This is a genomic window from Brevibacterium zhoupengii (assembly GCF_021117425.1).
Classification (GTDB): Bacteria; Actinomycetota; Actinomycetes; order Actinomycetales; family Brevibacteriaceae; genus Brevibacterium; species Brevibacterium zhoupengii.
The window spans coordinates 3,513,574-3,533,967 of sequence record NZ_CP088298.1; the positions used below are offsets into that span (position 1 = coordinate 3,513,574).

At 62.9% G+C, this 20,394-nt stretch carries 23 protein-coding genes; 13 read left to right on the forward strand and 10 right to left on the reverse strand.

Annotation, left to right across the window (positions count from 1 at the left end; translation table 11 throughout):
• Positions 1-47: 47 nt before the first annotated feature.
• Entirely contained in the window at positions 48-998 is a 951-nt protein-coding gene (locus LQ788_RS15955) for an AraC family transcriptional regulator (protein WP_231442649.1), read from the forward strand.
• A gap of 69 nt (positions 999-1,067) precedes the next feature.
• Positions 1,068-1,799, forward strand: coding sequence for a hypothetical protein (locus LQ788_RS15960; RefSeq protein WP_231442651.1), 732 nt, complete (start codon positions 1,068-1,070; stop codon positions 1,797-1,799).
• A 232-nt stretch (positions 1,800-2,031) separates the two neighbouring features.
• Here the strand turns inward: LQ788_RS15960 and LQ788_RS15965 are convergent, their stop codons facing one another.
• The 3 genes from LQ788_RS15965 to LQ788_RS15975 form a co-directional block, all read right to left on the reverse strand.
• On the reverse strand, positions 2,032-2,829 hold the full coding sequence (locus LQ788_RS15965) for a sulfite exporter TauE/SafE family protein (RefSeq protein ID WP_231442654.1): 798 nt from the start codon (positions 2,827-2,829) through the stop codon (positions 2,032-2,034).
• 88 nt (positions 2,830-2,917) lie between these two features.
• Positions 2,918-3,634: an enoyl-CoA hydratase/isomerase family protein gene (locus tag LQ788_RS15970; protein WP_231442655.1), complete on the reverse strand. Its 717-nt coding sequence runs from the start codon at positions 3,632-3,634 to the stop codon at positions 2,918-2,920.
• On the reverse strand, positions 3,634-4,524 hold the full coding sequence (locus LQ788_RS15975) for a LysR family transcriptional regulator (RefSeq protein WP_231442657.1): 891 nt from the start codon (positions 4,522-4,524) through the stop codon (positions 3,634-3,636). Before LQ788_RS15975 ends, LQ788_RS15970 begins: the two co-directional genes overlap by 1 nt.
• A gap of 79 nt (positions 4,525-4,603) precedes the next feature.
• Here LQ788_RS15975 and LQ788_RS15980 point away from each other — a divergent pair, with 79 nt between their 5' ends.
• The 5 genes from LQ788_RS15980 to LQ788_RS16000 all read left to right on the forward strand — a co-directional run bounded on the left by LQ788_RS15980 (position 4,604) and on the right by LQ788_RS16000 (position 9,394).
• Positions 4,604-5,521, forward strand: coding sequence for an EamA family transporter (locus LQ788_RS15980; RefSeq protein ID WP_231442659.1), 918 nt, complete (start codon positions 4,604-4,606; stop codon positions 5,519-5,521).
• The gene (locus LQ788_RS15985) at positions 5,518-6,168 is read left to right on the forward strand and encodes an NAD(P)-dependent oxidoreductase (protein ID WP_231442661.1); all 651 of its coding nucleotides are present in this window, start codon (positions 5,518-5,520) and stop codon (positions 6,166-6,168) included. Before LQ788_RS15980 ends, LQ788_RS15985 begins: the two co-directional genes overlap by 4 nt.
• 71 nt (positions 6,169-6,239) lie before the next feature.
• Entirely contained in the window at positions 6,240-7,565 is a 1,326-nt protein-coding gene (locus LQ788_RS15990; RefSeq protein ID WP_231442663.1) for an MFS transporter, read from the forward strand.
• A 96-nt stretch (positions 7,566-7,661) separates the two neighbouring features.
• Complete coding sequence (locus tag LQ788_RS15995) at positions 7,662-8,354, forward strand: GntR family transcriptional regulator (RefSeq protein WP_231442665.1); 693 nt, start codon at positions 7,662-7,664, stop codon at positions 8,352-8,354.
• A 32-nt stretch (positions 8,355-8,386) separates the two neighbouring features.
• On the forward strand, positions 8,387-9,394 hold the full coding sequence (locus LQ788_RS16000; protein ID WP_231442667.1) for an aldo/keto reductase family protein: 1,008 nt from the start codon (positions 8,387-8,389) through the stop codon (positions 9,392-9,394).
• Positions 9,395-9,399: 5 nt separating this feature from the next.
• Here the strand turns inward: LQ788_RS16000 and LQ788_RS16005 are convergent, their stop codons facing one another.
• Positions 9,400-9,897, reverse strand: a complete 498-nt coding sequence (locus LQ788_RS16005; protein WP_231442670.1) for a hypothetical protein — start codon at positions 9,895-9,897, stop codon at positions 9,400-9,402.
• Between the two features lie 162 nt (positions 9,898-10,059).
• Here LQ788_RS16005 and LQ788_RS16010 point away from each other — a divergent pair, with 162 nt between their 5' ends.
• On the forward strand, positions 10,060-10,425 hold the full coding sequence (locus LQ788_RS16010) for a VOC family protein (RefSeq protein ID WP_231442672.1): 366 nt from the start codon (positions 10,060-10,062) through the stop codon (positions 10,423-10,425).
• Between the two features lie 221 nt (positions 10,426-10,646).
• Positions 10,647-12,074 carry an MDR family MFS transporter gene (locus LQ788_RS16015; protein ID WP_231442679.1) on the forward strand — a complete coding sequence of 476 codons (1,428 nt, stop codon included), beginning with the start codon at positions 10,647-10,649 and terminating at the stop codon, positions 12,072-12,074.
• 36 nt (positions 12,075-12,110) lie between these two features.
• On the opposite strand, the gene LQ788_RS16020 is transcribed toward LQ788_RS16015, so the two are convergent.
• Positions 12,111-12,671, reverse strand: coding sequence for a TetR/AcrR family transcriptional regulator (locus LQ788_RS16020; protein WP_231442681.1), 561 nt, complete (start codon positions 12,669-12,671; stop codon positions 12,111-12,113).
• A 102-nt stretch (positions 12,672-12,773) separates the two neighbouring features.
• Between LQ788_RS16020 and LQ788_RS16025 the strand changes: the two genes are divergently transcribed.
• On the forward strand, positions 12,774-13,304 hold the full coding sequence (locus LQ788_RS16025) for a DoxX family protein (RefSeq protein WP_231442683.1): 531 nt from the start codon (positions 12,774-12,776) through the stop codon (positions 13,302-13,304).
• A 22-nt stretch (positions 13,305-13,326) separates the two neighbouring features.
• Here the strand turns inward: LQ788_RS16025 and LQ788_RS16030 are convergent, their stop codons facing one another.
• Positions 13,327-13,815, reverse strand: a complete 489-nt coding sequence (locus tag LQ788_RS16030) for an SRPBCC domain-containing protein (RefSeq protein ID WP_231442685.1) — start codon at positions 13,813-13,815, stop codon at positions 13,327-13,329.
• A gap of 16 nt (positions 13,816-13,831) precedes the next feature.
• Here LQ788_RS16030 and LQ788_RS16035 point away from each other — a divergent pair, with 16 nt between their 5' ends.
• The gene (locus LQ788_RS16035) at positions 13,832-14,203 is read left to right on the forward strand and encodes an ArsR/SmtB family transcription factor (protein ID WP_231442687.1); all 372 of its coding nucleotides are present in this window, start codon (positions 13,832-13,834) and stop codon (positions 14,201-14,203) included.
• Positions 14,204-14,238: 35 nt separating this feature from the next.
• Here LQ788_RS16035 and LQ788_RS16040 read toward each other — a convergent pair whose 3' ends face one another.
• Both LQ788_RS16040 and LQ788_RS16045 read right to left on the reverse strand, forming a co-directional pair.
• Entirely contained in the window at positions 14,239-15,444 is a 1,206-nt protein-coding gene (locus LQ788_RS16040) for an MFS transporter (protein ID WP_231442689.1), read from the reverse strand.
• Positions 15,445-15,535: 91 nt separating this feature from the next.
• The gene (locus LQ788_RS16045) at positions 15,536-16,474 is read right to left on the reverse strand and encodes a YihY/virulence factor BrkB family protein (RefSeq protein WP_231442691.1); all 939 of its coding nucleotides are present in this window, start codon (positions 16,472-16,474) and stop codon (positions 15,536-15,538) included.
• A 163-nt stretch (positions 16,475-16,637) separates the two neighbouring features.
• On the opposite strand from LQ788_RS16045, the gene LQ788_RS16050 reads away from it, so the two are divergent.
• On the forward strand, positions 16,638-17,183 hold the full coding sequence (locus LQ788_RS16050) for a hypothetical protein (protein WP_231442693.1): 546 nt from the start codon (positions 16,638-16,640) through the stop codon (positions 17,181-17,183).
• A gap of 60 nt (positions 17,184-17,243) precedes the next feature.
• Here the strand turns inward: LQ788_RS16050 and LQ788_RS16055 are convergent, their stop codons facing one another.
• Positions 17,244-17,468: a hypothetical protein gene (locus LQ788_RS16055; RefSeq protein ID WP_231442694.1), complete on the reverse strand. Its 225-nt coding sequence runs from the start codon at positions 17,466-17,468 to the stop codon at positions 17,244-17,246.
• 437 nt (positions 17,469-17,905) lie between these two features.
• Positions 17,906-19,075 carry an integrase gene (locus LQ788_RS16060; RefSeq protein WP_231442695.1) on the reverse strand — a complete coding sequence of 390 codons (1,170 nt, stop codon included), beginning with the start codon at positions 19,073-19,075 and terminating at the stop codon, positions 17,906-17,908.
• A gap of 175 nt (positions 19,076-19,250) precedes the next feature.
• On the opposite strand from LQ788_RS16060, the gene LQ788_RS16065 reads away from it, so the two are divergent.
• Positions 19,251-20,252, forward strand: coding sequence for a helix-turn-helix transcriptional regulator (locus tag LQ788_RS16065; protein WP_262908278.1), 1,002 nt, complete (start codon positions 19,251-19,253; stop codon positions 20,250-20,252).
• Positions 20,253-20,394 lie beyond the last annotated feature (142 nt).

Here is a 20,394-nt window from a genome sequence, read left to right on the forward strand (position 1 = left end):
AATCGCTCACAGTCTCATAAAGATCTTTCAGCGTCTAAGCTGAGGGTGTGGACACGCTCTCCGATGTACTCACGCACATCCGCTCCTCCGGCGCGCTGGTGGGCCAGACTCTCGCGAACCCGCCCTGGCGCGCCACCTTCGCAGAAGACGCTTCACTCTCTCTGGTCACAATGCTGCGCGGGGAGGCATGGATCGTCGACGGCGAAGAATCCCATGAGCTCTATCCCCACGACATCGCCATTGTCGTCGGACAAGCCCCCTTCGACGTGACCAGCGACCCCGCAGCGAATCCCACCCCGATGTACGTTCAGACCCAGACCGGAGTCTGCTTCGCTGATGACGGCGCCGAGTCCGAGAACATCGCGCTGGGCGCTCGCACGTGTGGTGTGCAGTTGGAGGCAGATGACGCCATGCTCACCGGCTCCTTCACCGCCACCGGGCATATCGCCGATCGCCTGCTGAGCACTCTGCCACGTGTCCTCGTCGTGCCGCGGGCCGTGCAGCGCACAGCATCATTGCAGCTGCTGGAGGCAGAGATCCTGCGTGAGGAACCAGGTCAGCAGGCGATCCTCGACCGACTGCTCGATCTGGTGCTCGCCGGTGCCCTGCGCGACTGGTTCGCCCTCCCTGAGGCGAGGGCACCGGGTTGGTATCGGGCACATTCGGATCCGGTCGTGGGTACCGCTCTGGCAGCCATGCACGAGGCCCCACACCGCGGCTGGACCGTCGAGGCGCTGGCGCGTCAGGCACTGGTTTCGCGTGCCACCTTGGCGCGCCGTTTCACTGATCTGCTGGGCGAGCCTCCGATGTCGTATCTCAACGGGTGGCGACTGTGTCTGGCCGCCGACCTTCTCCAGCGCACCGATGCGACCGTCGAGTCCGTTGCCCACGAGGTCGGCTATTCCAGCGGCTATTCTCTGAGCACCGCCTTCCACCGCGAATACGGTGTCCGGCCCAGCCACCATCGCCGGACGAGAGATCAACAGGCAAAGAGCTGAGGCCGAGCACCGGTTCGTGCCATGGTGGAAGGGAACACAATCGTCGGTGACGAAGGAAGGGAGTCGATCGTGCGACACGATGCAGAACGTCCTGAGTCGAATCGTCTGATCACCGGTGCCCCGATCCCAGGACTCTGGATCCAGGTATTGGCGACGATGGGGGCGAATACCTTCACTCACCTCAGTCGTGATGAGGTCCGGGCCCAAGCGCCCCACATCCTCATCGTCTCCCCCACCGCCGAGGTGGCCCGCACCTGCTTCGCCGACCTCCTTGACAGCGCTGATCCGGTCACCGGCACCCGGGCTTCGGAGGAGTTCATCACGGTAATGACCGCGGAGGAGATTGTGCCTGCCGACGTCCTCGCGGGGACGTGGGTCTTCCTCCCACATCGACAGGACGGGTGGACGGAACTCGAGACCACCTCGGCGAGGGTGCGTGCGGCATTGGTCAAAGAGAACACGGTCCGGGAACGGGATGAGAAACTCACCCTCATCGAGTACGGGATCAACCTGTGGCTATGGGCCGAACCACCCTCGAGCGGCGGCGATCCCGTCTGCCACGCCGGCGAGCTCATCAGCTGGGAGAGCGCATGGGCGTTAGGCGGAGCGAGCGACACAGGACCTGAGGACACAGGATTCGATGGCAGCGGACCCAGTGGCGCTGGATTCGGTGGCAGCGGACCCAGCAGCGCAGGATCCGGTGCTAGCGGGTCCTCCGAGCGTGCGCCGGAAGTCTCCGCGCGGCCGCCCATCTACTTCGGTCTGCCCGAGGTGCTGCGTCAGCGCCGCCGGAACGGGTAGGACCCGGGGCTTGCCACCTGCAGACAGACTGTCTCACAGCCTCTAGGCCCTGCAGCCACATCGAGCGGCCCACTTACCGTCGCGGGAGCAGGCTATAGAGTAGCCCGTCGATGACAAAGGAGCCCCTCGGTGCCGCATCGGTGCCGCATCGGTGCCGCGGCTTGGCCGAGCCTCACACAACGACGATGCGGCCCAGAGTTCACGTGGCGACGCCCCGATCACGACACCGCGATCACGACACCGCGACGACGACTCCGGCGGTGATGAGGAGAATGAAATAGCCCCAGGCGTGGATGATCTCCGGGATCTTCGGCACTCGGCGACGCAGGAGTACGATCAGCGGGATCGCGCTGATGAGCAGGGCGAGCGCCGAACGCAGGTCCACCGAGCCGACCATCCCCGGAACCGCAGTGGAGGCATGGGTCGTGATCGTGACGAGAACAGCTGGGAGCATGATCACCAAGGTCAGAGGGTTAGCCAGGGTGGTCGCCACCGTCATCGTCGCCCCGGATCGGCGCATCATCGGCACCGTCATCACACTGCCGCCGACGCCGAGGAATGACGCCAGGCCACCGATCGGGAACCCGAACAGGGCGGCAATGCCGCGACCGCCGTCACTCAGGTGCTCATCGCGGACCTTCGGCCCACCTCGGCGGAAGAAGCCGGGACGGGCGAGCAGGTCGATCGCGGTCACGGCGATGTAGATGACGAAGCCCCATTTCAGCAGGGTCTCGGGTGCGAATTTGGCGCAGAATGCCCCGAAGGCCCCACCGGCGGCGAGGAGGATGAATAGCCACCACTCCCCTTTGAGGTGGGCCAGGGTCTCGCGCTTCGTGGAGAGTGTGGAGACGACTGCGTTGACGAGCATGACCAGCGCCGAGGTGGCTGCGGCCACCCGTGCTGTGTCGCTGCCGAGGTCGGCGTGGACGAGGGTGATGATCGGGACGGTGACGAAGCCGCCGCCGAATCCGAACAGCACAGTGGTCAGTCCGACCAGAACGCCGACAAGCACCAACCCCAGAAAGTCCACTCGCCTATCTCACCCCACCGCCACCTCGGCGGGCAAGCCCTGGGGCTTCGTCGGTCAGTCGTAGTGCCTGTTGAGTCGTTGTGACGACTCAGTCGTTCTTCCGGGCGAATGCGAGCGCGAACTCCTTGCGACTGTCGGCGAGCGCCTCGCGTTCGAAGCTGTTCTTCCACGTCCGGTGCAGGCGCTTCTGCTGGGCGATGACCGCACGGTCGGCCTTCATCGTCTCGTGCAGGTACTCCAGTGCCCGGGCCTCGACCGCACTGTCCTCGACGACGGTGTTGAGGAAGCCGCATCGTTCCATGTCAGCCGCGGTGAAACGGCTGCCGGTGAGGATGAGTTCCGTGGCCTTCGTCCACCCCATGAGTCGGTGCAGATTGACGGATTCGAGGACCGAGGGGATGCCGATGCGCACCTCGGGCATCGCGTACCAGGAGTTGGTGCCGCCGACCCGGAAGTCGGCGGCCGCAGCGATCTCGGCCGCTCCCCCGATGCAGTAGCCTTCGATGGCGACGGCCACGGGCAGATCGCAGTTCTTGATCGCCTCGCACACCTGCCCCAGCCGAGTGATCGTCACGTGAGCAAGAGAGGCATTCGCGTGCTTGAACTGCGAGGTGTCCATTCCCGCGGAGAAGCCCTTGTGACCCGCCGAGGTGAGCAGAACCCCGCGCAGCTCCTGATTGTCCGATGCCGCTTCGAAAGCGTAGATGAGAGCGTCGAGCATGCCCGGGCGCAGCGCATTCGCACTTGTGGTGTTGTCGATCGTGATCGTGAGGATCCCATCGTCGCTGCGGGTGCGTCGGATCATCAAGGGCTCACTTTCTGCGCCGAGGTGGCGCGAAGGATGTCGAGGAAGGCCAGCGCCGCTGCACTCGGGTTGAATTCACTCCAAGCGAGATATTCTATCCGCGTCGGCCCATCGGCGATCGGCACAGTCGAGAGCCCACTGTTCTCGGGCACGACATCCGGCGCCAGCAGGGCCACGGCCAGATCCTGGGCCACGAGATCGAGCATCACCTCGGTGGACATGACGTCGAAGGCCACGGAGCGGCTCAGCCCTGCAGCGGCGAAAGCTCGATCGGATTGGGACCGGCCCGGGCTGCTTGACGGGAAGTCGACGAAGGTCTCGGCAGCCAGATCCTCCAGGCGAAGCCGACGGCGCGAGGCCAACCGGTGCTTAGGGGACACTACGGCGCTGAGGCGTTCGTGCGCGAGCACCTCGGTCGACACCCCCGTTGGGGCTGTGGCATCGGGGAGCCCGAGCACCGCCACATCCATGTCCGACTCGCGGATTGCGGTCACGAAGTCGAGGCTGCCGCCGGTCGTCAGTCCGATCTCCACGTTCGGATGGGCGCGATGGAAGGCCCCGAGCGCGGCGGTGACGTCCACGGTCGTCACGGTCGGAATCGCCCCGATGAGCAGCCGACCGCGCAGGTCTCCTGTGGTCGAGGTCGCCTCGGCGATGGCACGCTGGGCCGCATCGAGTGTGGCCCTGGCCGCTGGCAGGAAGGCCGCACCGGCCTCGGTGAGTTCGACGCGTCTGCTGGTGCGGGCGAAGAGCTGGACACCGAGTTCGTGTTCGAGGGTCTTGATCTGGTGGCTGAGTGCTGACTGCACGACATGCGATTTCACGGCCGCGCGGGTGAAGTTGCGTTCCTCGGCGACGGCGAGAACATAGCGCAGCTGCTGCAATTCCATTCATCTATCGTGACACACGATCATTGCGATGAGAACTATGTGTTGGACTCATAGAACTGCTGCGTTCGATGCTGGAGCCATGACAACGACACACTCTTCTGCCCCCATCACCGGCAAGGCCACCGGCTCGGCGGCCCTGGTGACTGCGGTGACGGCACTGGCCCCGGCGGCCTGGGGCACGACCTACTTTGTGACCACAGCGTTCCTGCCGGCCGATCATCCCCTGTTCGCGGCCCTCATGCGCGCCCTCCCCGCAGGGCTCCTGGGTCTGCTCATCGCCCGTCGACTGCCCCACGGCGACTGGTGGTGGAAGACCCTCGTGCTGGGCACCTTAAACATCGGGATCTTCTTCCCGCTGCTCTTCGTCGCCGCCGAGCGTCTGCCCGGTGGGGTCGCGGCCACCCTGGGCGCCACGCAGCCGATCCTCGTCACCTTCCTCGCAGTCATCGTCCTCGGCGAGGCCCTCTCTCGGTGGCGTCTGGTCTGGGGACTCGTCGGTGCGGTGGGTGTGGGCATGGTGGTGCTGGGTCCGGGTGCCGGCTTCGACCCGGTCGGGATCCTCGCAGGCATCGGCGGTGCGGCGGCGATGGGAACCGGCGTCATCCTCATCAAACGCTGGGGTCGCCCAGCCGGGGTCAGCGCGGTTGGCTTCGCCGGCTGGCAACTCAGCGCCGGCGGTCTCGTCCTACTGGTCCCGACCCTGCTCATCGAGGGAGTTCCCGAGACCATCGACGGTGCCGGCCTCCTCGGCTACCTGTGGCTGGGGCTCATCGGCGGCCTGCTGGCCTACACCCTGTGGTTTCGGGGGCTGGGCCGGCTCCCCGTCACGGCAACGGCCCTGCTCGGCCTGCTTTCGCCGTTAGTCGCAGCCACCGTGGGCGTCGCCTTCGCCGGGGAGTCGCTCAACCTCGTCCAGCTCGCCGGATTCGCCCTTGCCCTGGCCGCCTTGTTCTGCGGGCAGCTGAGCCCGCGCACTGAGAATGGAGAACGAAAATGAGAATCGCTGTCATCGGAGCCACCGGAATGGTCGGGACTCGCATCGTCGCCGAGGCGGCCAGCCGTGACCATCACGTCATCGCAGCCTCACGCACGCCGCTTCACCAACCCCGGAGCGGGGTGACATCGACGCAGGCAGATGCGAGCAACGCCGCCGACCTCGACTCTGTGCTCAAGCGTGCCGATGCCGTCGTGCTCACCGTCCGCGTCGTGCCTGGTGAGGAGGATGCGTTCATCACCATCACCGAGGCGGTCCTTGCCGCCAGCGCCCGTGCCGGCCTCCCCATCTTCGTCGTCGGAGGTGCCGGGCCGCTGCACTCACCAAAGGATCCTGATCGGCTGGTCGTCGACGACCCCTGCTTCGTCCCCACGAGGTGGCGGACGACGGCCGCCGCCAGCGTCGCCCAACTCACGGCCTGCCGCGAACACTCGAATGAGAACTGGACCTATCTCAGCCCTCCTGCCGTTCTCGAACCAGGAGTTCGCAGCGGCACCTACCGACGCGGCACGACGACGCTGCTGACCGATCACGAGGGGCGATCGCACATCAGCGCCGAGGACTTCGCGGTGGCAGTCAACGACGAACTCGAGTCCCCGGGCACGGACCGCCACATCACGATCGCCTCGGAGCCACCTCGGCGACCATAGAACCATCTTGTATCCAAGATGGATCCAAGATACGTTGTGTGGGTACACGACTGAGATAACGGAAGGCGTCGATGAAGACCCGCACGCGCGCACAGGCCAAGCTGATCACCGCACAGCTGCTCTCCGGTGCCGGAATCGCCTCCGGCTACGCGGTCGGCGGTCTGCTGGCTGAGGAGATCACCGGCAAGACCTCGATGGCGGGCATCGCGCAGATGAGCGTCATTCTCGGCGCCGGTCTTATCGCCTATCCTCTCGCGGTACTGGCTGGCAAGGCCGGCCGGCGAACCGCCCTGACCTTGGGATTCGGCATCGGCACAATCGGCGCGACGGTCGTCCTCCTCGGCGTCGCTCTGCAGTTCCTGCCGCTGTTCATGCTGGGGATGATGCTGTGCGGCTCCGCGACGGCCTCTGGCCTGCAGGCCCGCTATGCCGCGGTCGATCTCGTCGATCCCGCGAATGCCGGGCGAGCCATGTCGCTCGTCGTGTGGGCGACGACGGTCGGCTCCGTGCTCGGGCCCAGCTTCACGGCACCGGGCGCGCACCTCGGCGCGGCCCTGGGCATGAATGAACTCGCCGGGCCCTACCTGATCTCGATGACCGCATTCGGACTGGCGACCCTGGTCGCGTCGACGCTGACGAAGAAGATCAAACCCGGTGCCGCCGAGGCGGTCCCCGAGTCCGCGGAGACCGCTGAGTCCAGTGACTCCGGTGATTCCGCTGTCGAACCGCCGACGATGAAGCTGGGCCCGGCACTGCGCTTCGCGCTTGCCCGCCCGGTGCCGCTGTTCGCGATAATCACGATCATCGCCGGGCAGATGATGATGACCAACGTCATGGTCATGACCCCGGTGCACATGGACCACCAGGAATTCTCCCTCGGTGCCATCGGCATCGTCGTCAGCGTCCACATCGCCGGCATGTATGCCCTCTCCCCTGTCTTCGGCTGGATGGCCGACCGGTGGGGACCGGGAACCGTGATCGCCGGTGGTGTCCTCGTCTTCGCTACGGCGATCATCCTCGGCGTCATCGATGCCACGGCCGAGGTCTCGTCCATGGTCCTGCTCAGCATTGCGCTGATCTTCCTCGGCATCGGCTGGTCGATGTTCCTCATCGGCGGATCGGCCCTGCTGACTGCCTCGGTGCCCCAGCATGCGAAGGTCACTCTCCAAGGTGCATCGGATGCGGCGATGAACCTCGGCGGTGCGCTCATGGCCGCGATGGCCGGCACTGTGCTGCAGGCAGGCGGGTTCCTGTGGATCAATCTGATGGCCACCGTCGTCCTCCTCATCACCCTGGCGTTATCGATCCGGGCCGTGCCGCTCATGCGCTGGCCGAGCAGGGGCCGCGCACCAACGCCGACCGAGGATGACGCTGCGGAGGCCTCGCAGGTGCGTTGAGTGAGATGATCGACCTGGTGGGCCATGAGTCCATCTGTGGGCCGCGAGTCCAACTGTGACATCAGAAAAGCCGAGTCAGGAGAGGAGCGTGCGATTATGACGAGCAGCAACGAGAAGACCAGCGCAGCCGAGCGTGCCTATCGGCTCATCCGCACTCAGATCCTCAATGGCACTCACCAGCCGGGAACCATGCTGGGCGAAGCCGGCTTGGCCGCCGATCTCGAAGTCAGCCGCACTCCGGTGCGAGTGGCTCTTGCCAGGCTGCAGGATGAAGGGTGGATCGTCATCTACCCCAAGCGCGGGGCCATCGTCCAAGGAGTCGATGAGCGCACCGTCGCCGAGCTCGCCGATGCCCGTTTCGTACTTGAGACCACCGCGGTCGACCGGGCCCCGGATGCATTGCGACAGAAGCTGGCCGATGCCCTCGACACTTCGATTCACGCTCAGCGTGAGGCCTTCGACACCGGTGACATCGCCGCCTTCATCGACCTGACTCTGCAGTTCCATCGCGGCTTCGTCGAAGCCGGTGACAACCAGGTGATGCTCGAACTGTACTCACAGCTCTCCGACCGGCACCGCTTCATCCTCTTCGCCTCCGGCGACCGGCTCCTCGACCGGTGTGAAGAGATCATCGCCGAGCACGCCTCTCTGGTCGAACACCTGCGGACGGGAGACTCCACCGGGTTTGCGAACATCCTGCGCGGACACCTCGCGGAGAACGCACCGCCCACAGCTACCTCGGCGAGGACATCGACGGCATTCGAATCAACGATGCTCGGGAACCACTGACGGGGCTTGCCTCCCCGCAGTAGGCTGGGTCCATGGAGCACAGATATCTTGGAAACAGCGGCCTGAAGATCTCGGAAATCACGTACGGAAACTGGCTCACGCACGGCTCCCAGGTGGAGAACGACACCGCAACGAAGTGCGTGCATGCTGCCTTGGACAACGGCATCTCCACCTTCGACACTGCCGACGTGTACGCGAACACCGTGGCCGAGCAGGTCCTCGGCGATGCGCTCAAGGGTCAGCGTCGCGAATCCCTGGAGATCTTCACCAAGGTGTACTTCCCGACCGGGCCCAAGGGTCACAATGACACCGGCCTATCCCGCAAGCACATCATGGAGTCCATCAACGGTTCCTTGTCCCGCCTGGGCACCGACTACGTCGACCTCTATCAGGCGCATCGCTACGACTACGAGACTCCGCTGGAAGAGACCATGCAGGCCTTCGCGGACATCGTGCGTGCAGGCAAGGCGCTCTACATCGGCGTCAGCGAGTGGAACGCCGACCAGCTGCGTGCCGCACACCATCTGGCCCGCGACCTGGGCATCCAGCTCGTGTCGAACCAGCCGCAGTACAACATGCTCTGGCGCGTCATCGAGCCCAGAGTGATTCCGACCTCGAAGGAACTCGGCATCTCCCAGGTCGTCTGGTCCCCGATCGCCCAGGGTGTGCTCACCGGCAAGTACAAGGTCGGCCAGCCCGCTCCCGCAGGCTCGCGTGCGACCGACGAGAATGGCGGCAAGGAGACGATCACCGACCGCTATCTCAACGACGAGACGCTCAACGCCGTCGCCAAGCTCGAGCCGATCGCGGCCGACCTGGGTCTGACCATGGCGCAGCTCGCCATCGCCTGGGTGCTGTCGAACGACAATGTGGCCACTGCTCTTGTCGGCGCATCACGTCCCGAGCAGGTTGAGTCGAACGTCGCGGCATCCGGTGTGAAGCTCGACGCCGAGGTGCTCGCTCGTATCGATGAGGCGCTCGGCGATCTGCCGGAGACGAATCCGTCGAAGACGAAGTCCCCGGCGACGCGAATCGTGTGATCAGATCACCCTGCAGTCGCTGATTTCGTGAGGCTCGGGCTGTTCTCGCGGTGCAGCGGCTCCGGGGTCGGTCGGAGTACGAGTGGCGCGGCGGCTGCGGTGAGGACGCCTCCCAAGGCTGCGAACAGAGGCAGATACAGCAGGTCGTATGCCTCGTTGGCAGTGAAGAGTGTCGCCGGGCCGCTCCCGAAAACAAGTGCCACGATCGTCAAAGTCACCACCACCGAGGCGGCGCCGAGGGCAAAGAAGAAGAGCACAGATGCTGCGCGAGAGGCTATCCACTGCACGCAGAGTCGCACCGTCCAATAGGCGGGGACTCCCATCACCAGTCCGAGTCCGCCTCCGACGGCGGCGAACAGTGGAAATATCCTCAGATCATCGGCAGTTGCGTCCCATCCTCCGACAGCAATGAGGGCCAGATACCAGAGCACACCGCTCAGCATGCCGACTACAGTCGCGAGCACGAGAAACCGACCGAACGTGCCCCATCTACCGAAGATCATGCCTCTCAACCTTTCGCCACCTACAACATACCCTGTTCTTTCAGGTGGTGTTGCGCAGCCAACTGCGCGGCCAGCTCAGATACACGTTTGCGAATCCTGTGTCAGATGCGGGTGACAGGATGAAGAAGTCACACAGTCCTGCTGCGCCGAAGGAGAACGATCATGACCACGCCGAACCTGTTCCTCATCTATGTCACCGACGTCGAACGTGCGACGAAATTCTACAGCGACCTCTTCGACATGGAACCCGATATGCTCACCCCGCGCTACGTGCCATTCACCGTGGCTCCCGGAGTCCTCTTCGCCCTCTGGAGCGGTCGCGCCGAGGTCGTCGGACAGAACCCGCCCCGCACCTCCGAGGTGGGACTGATGATCCCCGGCACAACCTCGGCGGTGGACAGCCTCTTTGCCGAGTGGACAGCGAAGGGAGTGACCGTCATCGACGAACCACACGATGAGGTGTTCGGGCGCACCTTCGTCGTCGCCGATCCTGATGGCAACCTCATCCGCGTCTCGCCGATCGACTGAAGACGACCGGTCGTCTTGGCTGAAGCCGAGCGGTCGTCTCCGCGACACCTCCATGACACCTCACTCTTGACCTCTGGCGATACCCTGTCCCTAGTGTCCGATTCACTGGGGAGTAGACTCGCACGGCGCGGTTGGGCAACGACGTGGTGCGGACAGACGGATCTGCACTGCCGCCGACCGTGCCGGTGAAGGCAGATGCTGAGGAGAAAGAGGGAATTTCAGTGACAGATGCGGATACGGGCAAGAGCACGACGGCTGATGGCAAGCCATTCAACCGGAATGTAGTGCTCGCGGTTCTCGTCTCCGGCGCATTCGTCATCATCCTCAACCAGACGCTGCTCAACACTGCGCTGCCCGCGTTCATGCAGTCCTTCGACATCACGGCCAGCGCCGCGCAGTGGGTGACGACGAGCTTCATGCTGGTCAACGGCATCATGATTCCGATCACGGCATTCCTGATCCAGAAATTCACCACACGCGGCCTCTTCCTCACTGCGATGCTGCTGTTCATCGTGGGCACCTTGGTGTGTGCGGTGGCACCGACCTATCCTGTCCTTCTCCTCGGACGAGTCATTCAGGCCTCGAGCGGCGGCATCATCATGCCGCTGATGCAGACCATCCTCTTCGCGATCTTCCCGGTGGAGAAACGCGGAACGGCGATGGGCACGTTCGGCCTCGTCATCGCCTTCGCTCCGGCCATCGGTCCGAGCCTCTCCGGTTGGATCGTTGATCACCTGCCTTGGGAAGTCCTCTTCTACATGATGCTGCCGATCGCGGTCATCGACATCATCGTCGCCTATTTCATCCTCAAGAACGTCACCGAGCGCACCTACCCCAAGCTCGACGTCCTCTCCATCATCCTCTCCACCTTCGGCTTCGGCGGCCTGCTGTTCGGCTTCGGAACCGCCGGTGACGCCGGTTGGCTGAGCCTCGAAGTGATCATTCCCCTCGCCGTCGGCGTGATCGCACTGGCCATCTTCATTCCGCGCCAGCTCAAACTGGACCAGCCGATGCTCGAGTTCCGGGTACTCCGCTACCGCATGTTCACACTCAACACTGCTCTGGGTATGTGCGTGTTCATCGTCATGATCGGCGGCATGATGATCCTGCCGCTGTACATGCAGAACATGAACGATTTCACCGCCATGGAATCGGGCCTTGTGCTTCTGCCCGGTGCAGCTGTCATGGGACTGATGTCGCCGGTCACCGGTCGAGTCTTCGATGCCATCGGCGCCAAATGGCTGGCCGTTGCCGGGTTCACACTGCTCACTGTCACCACATTCATGTTCGCCGACCTCGCGGCCGACACTTCGTTCATCTACCTCGCCGTGGTCAACACGATCCGCATGTTCGGGGTCGCGATGGTGATGATGCCGGTGACGACTGCGGCACTCAACCAGCTGCCGCAGAGCCTCATTCCCCACGGAACGGCGCTCAACAATACCTTCCGCCAGATCGCCGCCTCAGTGGGCACCGCCGTCCTGGTCACCATCATGGTGTCCACAACACGCGACCCCGAAGTCTATGGAGTCGAAGGCCTGGTCCACGGTGCGGACGTCGCTTTCTTCGTAGCCGCGGTCATCGGCATCTTCGGCATCGTCGGGTCCTTCTTCATCAAGAACTCTCACGGCGCGAACACACCGGGCTGATTCGAGCCAAGGCCGGGTGTTAGCACCACCAGCAGATCAGGGTCGTTCGACGATCGCGGCGAAATGACTCGCAATGGTCCGCGCGTGTGTCACTGGGTCTGGATCCGTGATGGCGCCGCTCAGTACAAGCGTCGCATAGCCGTGGACGAGCGACCACGCAGCAAGCTGGGCATCCTCGTTCGGCTTGCCCCCGGCATTTTCGACTGACCGTGCGGTGCCTTCACTGAGCGCGATCTGCGATCTCAGCTGCGCTCGGCTGAGATCGGCGTCGTCCTCGCGGAGCATATGCGGCTGGAACATGACAGAGAAATGCGCAGGATGATCGAGCGCGAAGGTCACGTAGGCGACGCCCATGTCAACGAGGTTCAGCTGCCGTCCCGACTCCGACATCGCGTCAGCCATGAGGTCGTATCCTTCGGCGGCCAGTGCCGTCAACATGCCCGCCTTATCCCCGAAATGGTGAGTCGGGGCCGCGTTGGAGACGCCCGCCCGTTTGGCCACAGCGCGCAGGCTCAGTTTCGCAACGCCTTCTTCGTCGATCGCTGAGGCGGTTGCTGAGAGCAGAGTACGGCGCAGGTCTCCGTGGTGATAGGCCATGAAAAGATCCTAACGAGCAATCTTTTCATTGACAAGATCGTTGATCGATGCGAATCTTTACAGTGTCAAGTTCCTTCGCCCCATCATCAAGGAGTTCACCCAATGGCGCCCCTGATATTTCTGCTGGTGACCACTTTCGTGGTCCACCTCATCGGGCGAACGCTCAAACCGTCGTGGCTGCCCTGGAAGATTGCCGTTCGCGCGGGAGTCGTCGTAATGTTCCTCGTCACCGGAACCTCGCACTTTATCGGCATGCGCGCCGAGCTCGTATCTATGGTTCCCCCGAGTCTGCCCGCTCCGGAATTCCTGGTCACGCTCACCGGATCTCTCGAGCTGGCCGGCGCGCTCGGACTGCTTTGGGCAGGGACTCGCCATTGGGCTGCGGGCGGTCTCTCACTGATGCTCATCGCCATGTTTCCGGCCAACATCTACAAGGCTCTATCTGGAACCGGCACAGCCGGAGCCGACTTGGCCTGGGATGACACCCTGCTTCCGAGAACCGCACTGCAGGCGATCTTCTTGGCAGCAACCTCGTCGATTCTCATCTGGCACATTCAGGCGAGACGTCGAGTGAAGCCGACCATTACCCCGCCTCATTCTCCAAAGTCCGCTGGTCGGATCACCTCGAACTGATCTCTTCAAGAAGGCCGGCTGATCACCTGTAGAAGCCCTCGCGCAGATCGATGCCGTATTCGATCCAGGCTTTGAGTGCTGCGAGCATTCCGGTCCAGCCCATGCAGTTGCCGAAGGCTCCCTCGGCCCCGCCGACCGTCGTCTTCCACGATTTCTCGGTCACCGTCACCAAAGTTCGAGCACCGTCGTCAATAGGCGAGAACTCAAAGGTCGTCGTCGTGCTCGGGGCTGTGGCATGTTCCGAGCCCTCCCACGCAACGACGATCTTCTCATCCTGAACGGACTCGATGACCTCGACGGGAAACCGACCGGGGAAATCCGCGAAGTCCCAGGTCACCTCGGCGCCGGGCTCCAACCGTCCGCGCGCACCTCCGGTGGTGAAGTACTTCGAGAGCTGCGCCGGGTCGGCGACAGCCTCATAAGTCTCATGCGGAGTCTTCGAAATGTAGCCCATGACCGTGAAGGACAGTTCTTCCAGCTGTGCACCTTTGTCGCTCTGCTCATCGTTCATGTGATATTTTTACCACATGTCGAACGAAAAGGGAATGGTCTTGTCTGCAAGTGACGACGATGCTCGCGATGATGCGGTCTTCAAGGCGCTGGCAAATCCGACTCGTCGCCGAATCCTCGACCTGCTTCGTGACGAGCCGCGCACAACCGGCGAGGTCTGCGCCGCCTTTCCCGACCGGGACCGCACGACCGTCCTGCAGCACATCCGCGTCTTGGAGAAGGCCGAGTTGACCGCAGGACGCCGGATCGGTCGAACCCGTCAGCTGGCCCTGGCCCCTCTGCCGATCAAACGCATCCACGACCGTTGGATCGGCGAGTACACACGAGCCGCGGTGGGACTGCTCGCCGAACTCGACGGCCAGACCGGCCCGTCCGACAAAACACTCTGAGCGTCGCTGACACCCGGCAAGCGCGACGAAGGAGTTCAGCGTGAACGGCGAATGGTGCGCAGAATCCAGGACGCGACACCGGCAACGAGCAGCAGCAGCGCACAGACGAGGAACGTCGCAGAGTCTCCGAGGTAGGTGAAGCCGAGTCCGCCGAGGACGCCGGCAATGGCCAATCCGATATCGAAGTTCATGTTCCACGCCACGCTGGCCTTCCCCGGCGTGCTGACATTGGCGAAGGCCATGATCAGACTCGCCGACTGCAGCGTGCCCAACCCCAGCCCGATGATCATCATGGCGAGGAAGAGCATGCCGCCGAAGACGAACACCGTGACGACCAGTCCGATGACCGCCAGGGCAAGGCCGAGAAGGTTGAGGGCGAAAGGTGAGAACCTGTCAGCGATGGCCCCGGCGACGAATCGACCGACGACCGCCGAAACCTGCATTGCGCCGATGTAGAGCGCGGCGCCGGCGACGTCCTCGCCAGGGCCGAACCCGACGATGAGACCGAAGACCACCATGCCGACGAGGAACGGGGAGAGCATGATGACCAGGTAAAGGGCATCGCCGAGGCTGCGGCCGGCTTTGCGTTGGGACTGGCCCTTATCGGTCCGCGAGTGCACCGCGACTCCGGAGTCATCCGTGGGTTCCCTGTTCGTCCTGCTCTCTCGACCGGGCAGGTACTTCACAACGGTCGGCACCGCGAGGAGAAGAGAGACGCACACGATCATCCGAAATGTCCACACGGGAACCGTGCCGACCAGCCACAGGCCGAGGGGCGCACCGACCGCCGCGGCCAATGAGGTGATCCCGCCGAAGATTCCCAGTGCCTTGCCGATGCGCCCCGGGGAGGTGGTGGCCGGCACTGCGGCATTGGCAAGAACGACGAAGAGACCGAAGCCCACTCCCCCGCACACACCTGCCAGCACGAGACCGAGCAGCGGCACAGGCACCACCAGCCCGAGGATCTGACCTGCAAGTTGGAGTCCGAGGGCGAAGAACAAGGCACCCTTGAGTCCGAGCACCCTACCCACCCATGGGGCAAACGGCTGCACTGCGATGACGCCGATCATCATCGTCGTGAGCACCGACCCGCCGGTGACTGCCGAGAGGCCGTGGACGGCAGCGATCGAGACCATCGTGGAATAGCTGAAGAAGAATGCCGAGAAACCGAACATCGCCGTCCACACGAGACCCAGCAGAGCTGGGGTGAACGTCGAGGCATCGGACCGGTCAGAACTCATGATGTGACCATACGACACTTGGCGTCGCGGGCCGAAGTCGGATCGAAGCAGGACTGACGTCGGGCTGGCTCAGAGCGACGATCGGTCCGGGTCAGTCAGAAAGCTGGGGCCTGTGGATCTCAGCGTCGAGCTCTGAACCGAAGATCAAGGCCAGGTTCACCATCCACAGCCAGACGAATCCGACGATCACACCACCGATGGTGCCGTAGGTGGCGTTGTAGTTGTCGAAATTGTTGATGTAGAGAACGAAGCCCAGAGAGACGACGATCAGCACAACGAGGGCAACGAACGCCCCGATGCTCGACCACCGGAACGTCGCCTTCTTGACGTTCGGAGTCGCATAGTAGAGAAGAGCGATGGCGAGCATGACGAAGAAGATCACCACGGGCCACCTGGCGATGCTCCAGATCATCACCGCCACCGGCCCCAGACCGACAAGCTTGCCGATGGATTCCGCGATGGGCCCTGAGACCACGAGCAGCAGCCCGAGTCCGGCCATCAGGAGCAGCAGCACCAGAGTGATGAGCAGCATCATCGGCTTGAGCTTCCACAGCGGCCGGGTCTCCTCAACAGCGTAGGCCCTGTTCGCCGCACGTCCAAAGGCACCGACGTATTTCGACGATGACCAGATCGCGACCGCGACACTGACGATGAGAGTGAGACCGGCCGCCGGCGACGACACCAACTCGGTGACGATCGGCCGAATCGCCTGCGATGCTTCGGCCGACAGGTCCGAAGTCAGGCCCAGAACAGCCTCGGTGGTCGACTTCGCCTCACCGACAACACCGAGCATTGAGACGAGGGCAAGAGTCGCCGGTGCTATCGACAGCAGCGCATAGAACGCCAGACCGGCGGCCAGATCGAGGCCCTGGTCACTGATCACGTGGCGGATCGTGTTGGTGAGGATGCCGGTCTTGCCTCGCTCGAGACGAGATGGTGCACCAGCCTCAGACGATGGGAGGCTGCGGGTGGCCAGTGCCTCGAATCGGGCTGTAGTCGGCTCGGCACGAGTGGGGATGTTCTCTGCCATGGAATTCTCCTGACTGCGGGGACAGCCTGTAGGGGATGCTGCAATACGTTGACATCGTAGTCGTTGACAGCTTCCTCTCAGCTTCGCCATGCCGCCGACTGATCTTCTCGAGCCGTTGTCAGGTGTTCATCTTCTGATCAACGCTCCTCTGTACAATCACGTCATGAACTCCACCCCCGAAAACGATTCCAGCGGCGTCATCGATACAGCATTCGTGCTCCGGTTCGAACCTCAGTACACGGTCACCGACATCGAGGCTGAGATCTTCGATTCCATCGGGCCCAAGGTCGTCAAACGCGAGTCGTACAAGCGCAAGCAATTCCTCAAGGTCGCCGAGTGGAAGGCCGTCGCCGCACAGGCGACGTTTGAGAGTCTCGACGCCGATGACATCGAATACGTGACAGCGGTGGCACTGGACGAGGACACCCCGAACCACCTGCGACTGCCATTCCTCAAGGTACTGCCGGGAGTCGGCGGACCACTGGCCAGCACCCTCCTTGCGGTGTTCGACTCGAAGAAGTTCTCCATCATGGACTCCCGCGCCACGGGAGTCCTACACGAGTTCGGTCTGCTTGAGTCGCCCAACCCGAATCAGACTGATTACCAGTCCTACCGGAAACTGGTGAAGTCCCTGGCCAAGGGCGCCAACTGTGCACCGATCGATCTCTACCGAGCTCTCATCGCCTACTCGCGCCAGCCCAACGACTGAAGCGCATCCGAGGCGCATCGCGCTGACTTGCGCCATCCAGTCTCTGCACTGGTGGGTGAGTCAGCGCGCCTGTCCCCATTCGGCCATCTGCCACATGCGCGACAATGCGCGGAAGATCAGGTAGAGCACCAATAGAGGCCAGACGGGAACGAAGAAACCCATGCGCGCAGCATCTCTGCGATCGCGCCACGATCTCCCGTAGTCAGCCTTGGACAGCAGCAGGATGATGATGAAGACGGCCACACCCGCGTAGGCGATCATGGCGATGGCGACCGTTTGGATCATGAGTTCTCTCGCAGGCTAGGCTGCACCAGAGTTCCGCTCGCCGTCACCGTTTGCTCTCTTCCATCAGTGCACGCAATTCCATTGCCATCTCCCAAGACGCTCTTCTGACAACCGGTTCACCCGGTGCTCGAGGATGGTTTGGCTGCACACCGACATCCTCAGACGGTGGTCGACTCCGCCTTCGGTGACACCCGGCCAGAACACCGCATCCCGATCCTCAGGGCACGTCCCCAACTCGGGTCAGCACGTATCGTTGCGCCGGGCTTCGAAGGTTCGTCAGATCACATTCGGTCTTTACTGTACCCGGAAGTTACGCGATTGTAATCCCCCGATAACGACTTGTCTCAAAGTCAATCTCAGGGGTGGTTTCACGGCAGGGTCTCCTGCTACGATTGAAGCTTTTACTATCGGATCAACTGCCATCAAAGGCAGTCCGATCACCCTGCTGTCGCGGTGATCTTCGTGAGTTCTTTCTGCCACTGACTGATCTCTTCTGCAAGCTGTGCAGGGTTGAGACTGTTGCGGTAGGTGATCAGTTCGGCTTCCTGAACAGGCGACATCACGCCAGCGTCGCTCAATCGGCGCAGCGGCGTCGCCGGATCGTCGTAGATTCGCTTGCGGTGGCCAGCAGAGTCCTTGGCCCAGGCGACCGGCTTACGAATAGGTGTGAAGAAATTCAGCCGATCGTTGACCGCCCTCCACAGGTTATTGAGAGCCCATCTGGCTTCCTCAGTGTCATAGCGATTGACGAACCCGTATTCGTGGACCAGGTGCTGATGCTTTGACGCCTCCGGCAGCCGGTCTCGGCGATGATCCTTGGCTACAGGACTGTAGTGAATATCAAGCGCCTGTGCCCACGAGCCGACAACTTCGTGGACTCTCTCGCACGCATTGCTCAATTCGACGGCATTGACCCAGAAGGGAATGCCCGTGATCTCGTCGAGTGCCCACTGCAGAATATCGGCGACGCGCTCCGGAGCGTTGTCAGCCAGACTTCGAGTGAACACCCATCCGGTGTGCAGGCATGTGGCGTTGAGAGTGATGACGGATTGCCCACCCACGGTCGAACCCGTGTGGGCCACAGTGTCGGCCATGAAGAAGCCGGGTTCATTCTCATTCTCTCCGCCGGCGAAGTCGAGGAACTCGGCACTGGGCGCATGGGAGCGCCTCGTCGACACATTGCGAGTCGCAAAATCACAGGTTCGAGCACACTGCAGATAGCGGTCGATCGAGGCCGGACTGACAGACAGCAGCTCCTCCCGTATCTCAGGACCATAACCGTCTTCGCCGAGCATCAGGGAACCATGACGTTCCAAAGCCTCGAGCAGCACAGGCATCGCTGCAGCCAGATACTTTCCGCTCTGGCGACCCGACCAATCCCAGACTTTCTCCAATACTGCTCGAGCCTCGTGGGAGTATTTGCCCTCTCTGTGGCGCGGCTCGCCTGAGTCGTCGGGAAGCGGCTTCTGCCCTCGCGCCAACTGAGCCAAGAGCCTGCGGACATGGTCGCGCGACCACCCTGTCATAACGACGATCTCGTCGAGAATCCAGCCCTTGTCCTGCTTTCTCGCTGATCTGTAGCGCTCCAGATAGTCGTTGAGAATCATCCCGTGTTGTCTCCTCGAATCATGGTGAGGAGCTAATTGCGTATGCATGAATTACTCTGTTCCTCCATTTCCGTCGCGGCTCCGCTGCCGCATGCAGCTCATTACGAATTCAGAACTCCGATGCTATTGTTCGAATAGGCAGGAGGTTTTCCTAAACCCAGGAAGACAACAGAAAATGTCACAAACAGCAGCGCGACTACTCGGATTACTGTCATTGCTGATGGTTCCTCGCACATGGTCCGGCACAGATTTGGCGGAGCGTCTCAACGTCAGCTCACGCACGGTCCGCAACGACATCGGCACTCTGCGCGACCTCGGCTACCCTGTCGAGGGGACCCGCGGCGGAGAGGGCGGATACCGCCTGGGATCCGGCGGATCGGCCGTGCCACCGCTGCTGCTCAACCCTGACGAAGCCGTCGCCGTCGCAGTGGGACTTCACTCGGGCCTGAGCTGCATCATCGGCGGAATGGAAGAAACCTCGGCGCAGGCCCTAGCGAAGCTCGAACAGATACTGCCCGCAAGCGTGCGTAACCGGGTGAAGAACCTGGCTCATTTCACGGTTCCCTTGGCTGGCAACCATCCGATGCCGATCGTCGACCCGAATCTGCTGACTCTGATCATCGAATACTGTCACAGCCACGAGAGGTTCAGGTTCACCTACGACTCTGCGATCGGAGTCTTCTCCCACCCAGGAGGCACACCGTCAGAGCAGGAGCGCGGCAGGGAGTTCGAAGTTGAGCCCTACCGGCTGGTGAACCATCAGCATCGCTGGTTCCTCCTGACCTTCGACCCCGAGGAAGAGGCTTGGGCAATCTTCCGAGTCGAACACATCGTCCCCAAGCTGCCCGGAGGTCGACGTTTCGAGCCCCGTGCTCTCCCGGCCGACGACATCGGCGCCTACGTCGAGCGCAACGTCTCGGCCAGCAGGTGGAAACACGCGGCCACGGTCACCGTCGACGCTGCCGCACCCGAGGTCATGAAGATGCTGATGCCGGCCGAAGGCACTGTCGAAGCACTCGACGAACAACGCTCGACCGTGAAGATCGGGGCGGAGACAGTGAGCACCATGGCGTTGACGCTGGCCCGGCTCGACGTCGAATTCGTTGTCGAGGACTCACCGGAGCTCACCGCGGAGCTGCGTGCGCTCTCGGATCGACTGCGGCGCGCGACGACATAGGCACAGCCGGGAGCTGCGAGCCGTCCTAGCGCCGTATAGCCTGCTGCCCGCCGCTGAGTCCAACCCCCAACGATCCTCACCAGACATGTCCGGGAAAACCATAGAGCCACGTGGTTTTTCGCGGGCATGACTCGTGAGTCTT

Coding starts and splice junctions, on each gene's coding strand:
- LQ788_RS16060 (WP_231442695.1), bottom strand. CDS start 19,075: ATGATTCTCAACGACTATCTGGAGCGCTACAGATCAGCGAGAAAGCAG.
- LQ788_RS16065 (WP_262908278.1), top strand. CDS start 19,251: ATGTCACAAACAGCAGCGCGACTACTCGGATTACTGTCATTGCTGATG.
- LQ788_RS16000 (WP_231442667.1), top strand. CDS start 8,387: ATGGAGCACAGATATCTTGGAAACAGCGGCCTGAAGATCTCGGAAATC.
- LQ788_RS16045 (WP_231442691.1), bottom strand. CDS start 16,474: ATGGCAGAGAACATCCCCACTCGTGCCGAGCCGACTACAGCCCGATTC.
- LQ788_RS15985 (WP_231442661.1), top strand. CDS start 5,518: ATGAGAATCGCTGTCATCGGAGCCACCGGAATGGTCGGGACTCGCATC.
- LQ788_RS16010 (WP_231442672.1), top strand. CDS start 10,060: ATGACCACGCCGAACCTGTTCCTCATCTATGTCACCGACGTCGAACGT.
- LQ788_RS16055 (WP_231442694.1), bottom strand. CDS start 17,468: ATGATCCAAACGGTCGCCATCGCCATGATCGCCTACGCGGGTGTGGCC.
- LQ788_RS15970 (WP_231442655.1), bottom strand. CDS start 3,634: ATGATCCGACGCACCCGCAGCGACGATGGGATCCTCACGATCACGATC.
- LQ788_RS15975 (WP_231442657.1), bottom strand. CDS start 4,524: ATGGAATTGCAGCAGCTGCGCTATGTTCTCGCCGTCGCCGAGGAACGC.
- LQ788_RS16040 (WP_231442689.1), bottom strand. CDS start 15,444: ATGAGTTCTGACCGGTCCGATGCCTCGACGTTCACCCCAGCTCTGCTG.
- LQ788_RS15990 (WP_231442663.1), top strand. CDS start 6,240: ATGAAGACCCGCACGCGCGCACAGGCCAAGCTGATCACCGCACAGCTG.
- LQ788_RS16050 (WP_231442693.1), top strand. CDS start 16,638: ATGAACTCCACCCCCGAAAACGATTCCAGCGGCGTCATCGATACAGCA.
- LQ788_RS15980 (WP_231442659.1), top strand. CDS start 4,604: ATGACAACGACACACTCTTCTGCCCCCATCACCGGCAAGGCCACCGGC.
- LQ788_RS16035 (WP_231442687.1), top strand. CDS start 13,832: ATGTCGAACGAAAAGGGAATGGTCTTGTCTGCAAGTGACGACGATGCT.
- LQ788_RS16025 (WP_231442683.1), top strand. CDS start 12,774: ATGGCGCCCCTGATATTTCTGCTGGTGACCACTTTCGTGGTCCACCTC.
- LQ788_RS16020 (WP_231442681.1), bottom strand. CDS start 12,671: ATGGCCTATCACCACGGAGACCTGCGCCGTACTCTGCTCTCAGCAACC.
- LQ788_RS16005 (WP_231442670.1), bottom strand. CDS start 9,897: ATGATCTTCGGTAGATGGGGCACGTTCGGTCGGTTTCTCGTGCTCGCG.
- LQ788_RS16030 (WP_231442685.1), bottom strand. CDS start 13,815: ATGAACGATGAGCAGAGCGACAAAGGTGCACAGCTGGAAGAACTGTCC.
- LQ788_RS15995 (WP_231442665.1), top strand. CDS start 7,662: ATGACGAGCAGCAACGAGAAGACCAGCGCAGCCGAGCGTGCCTATCGG.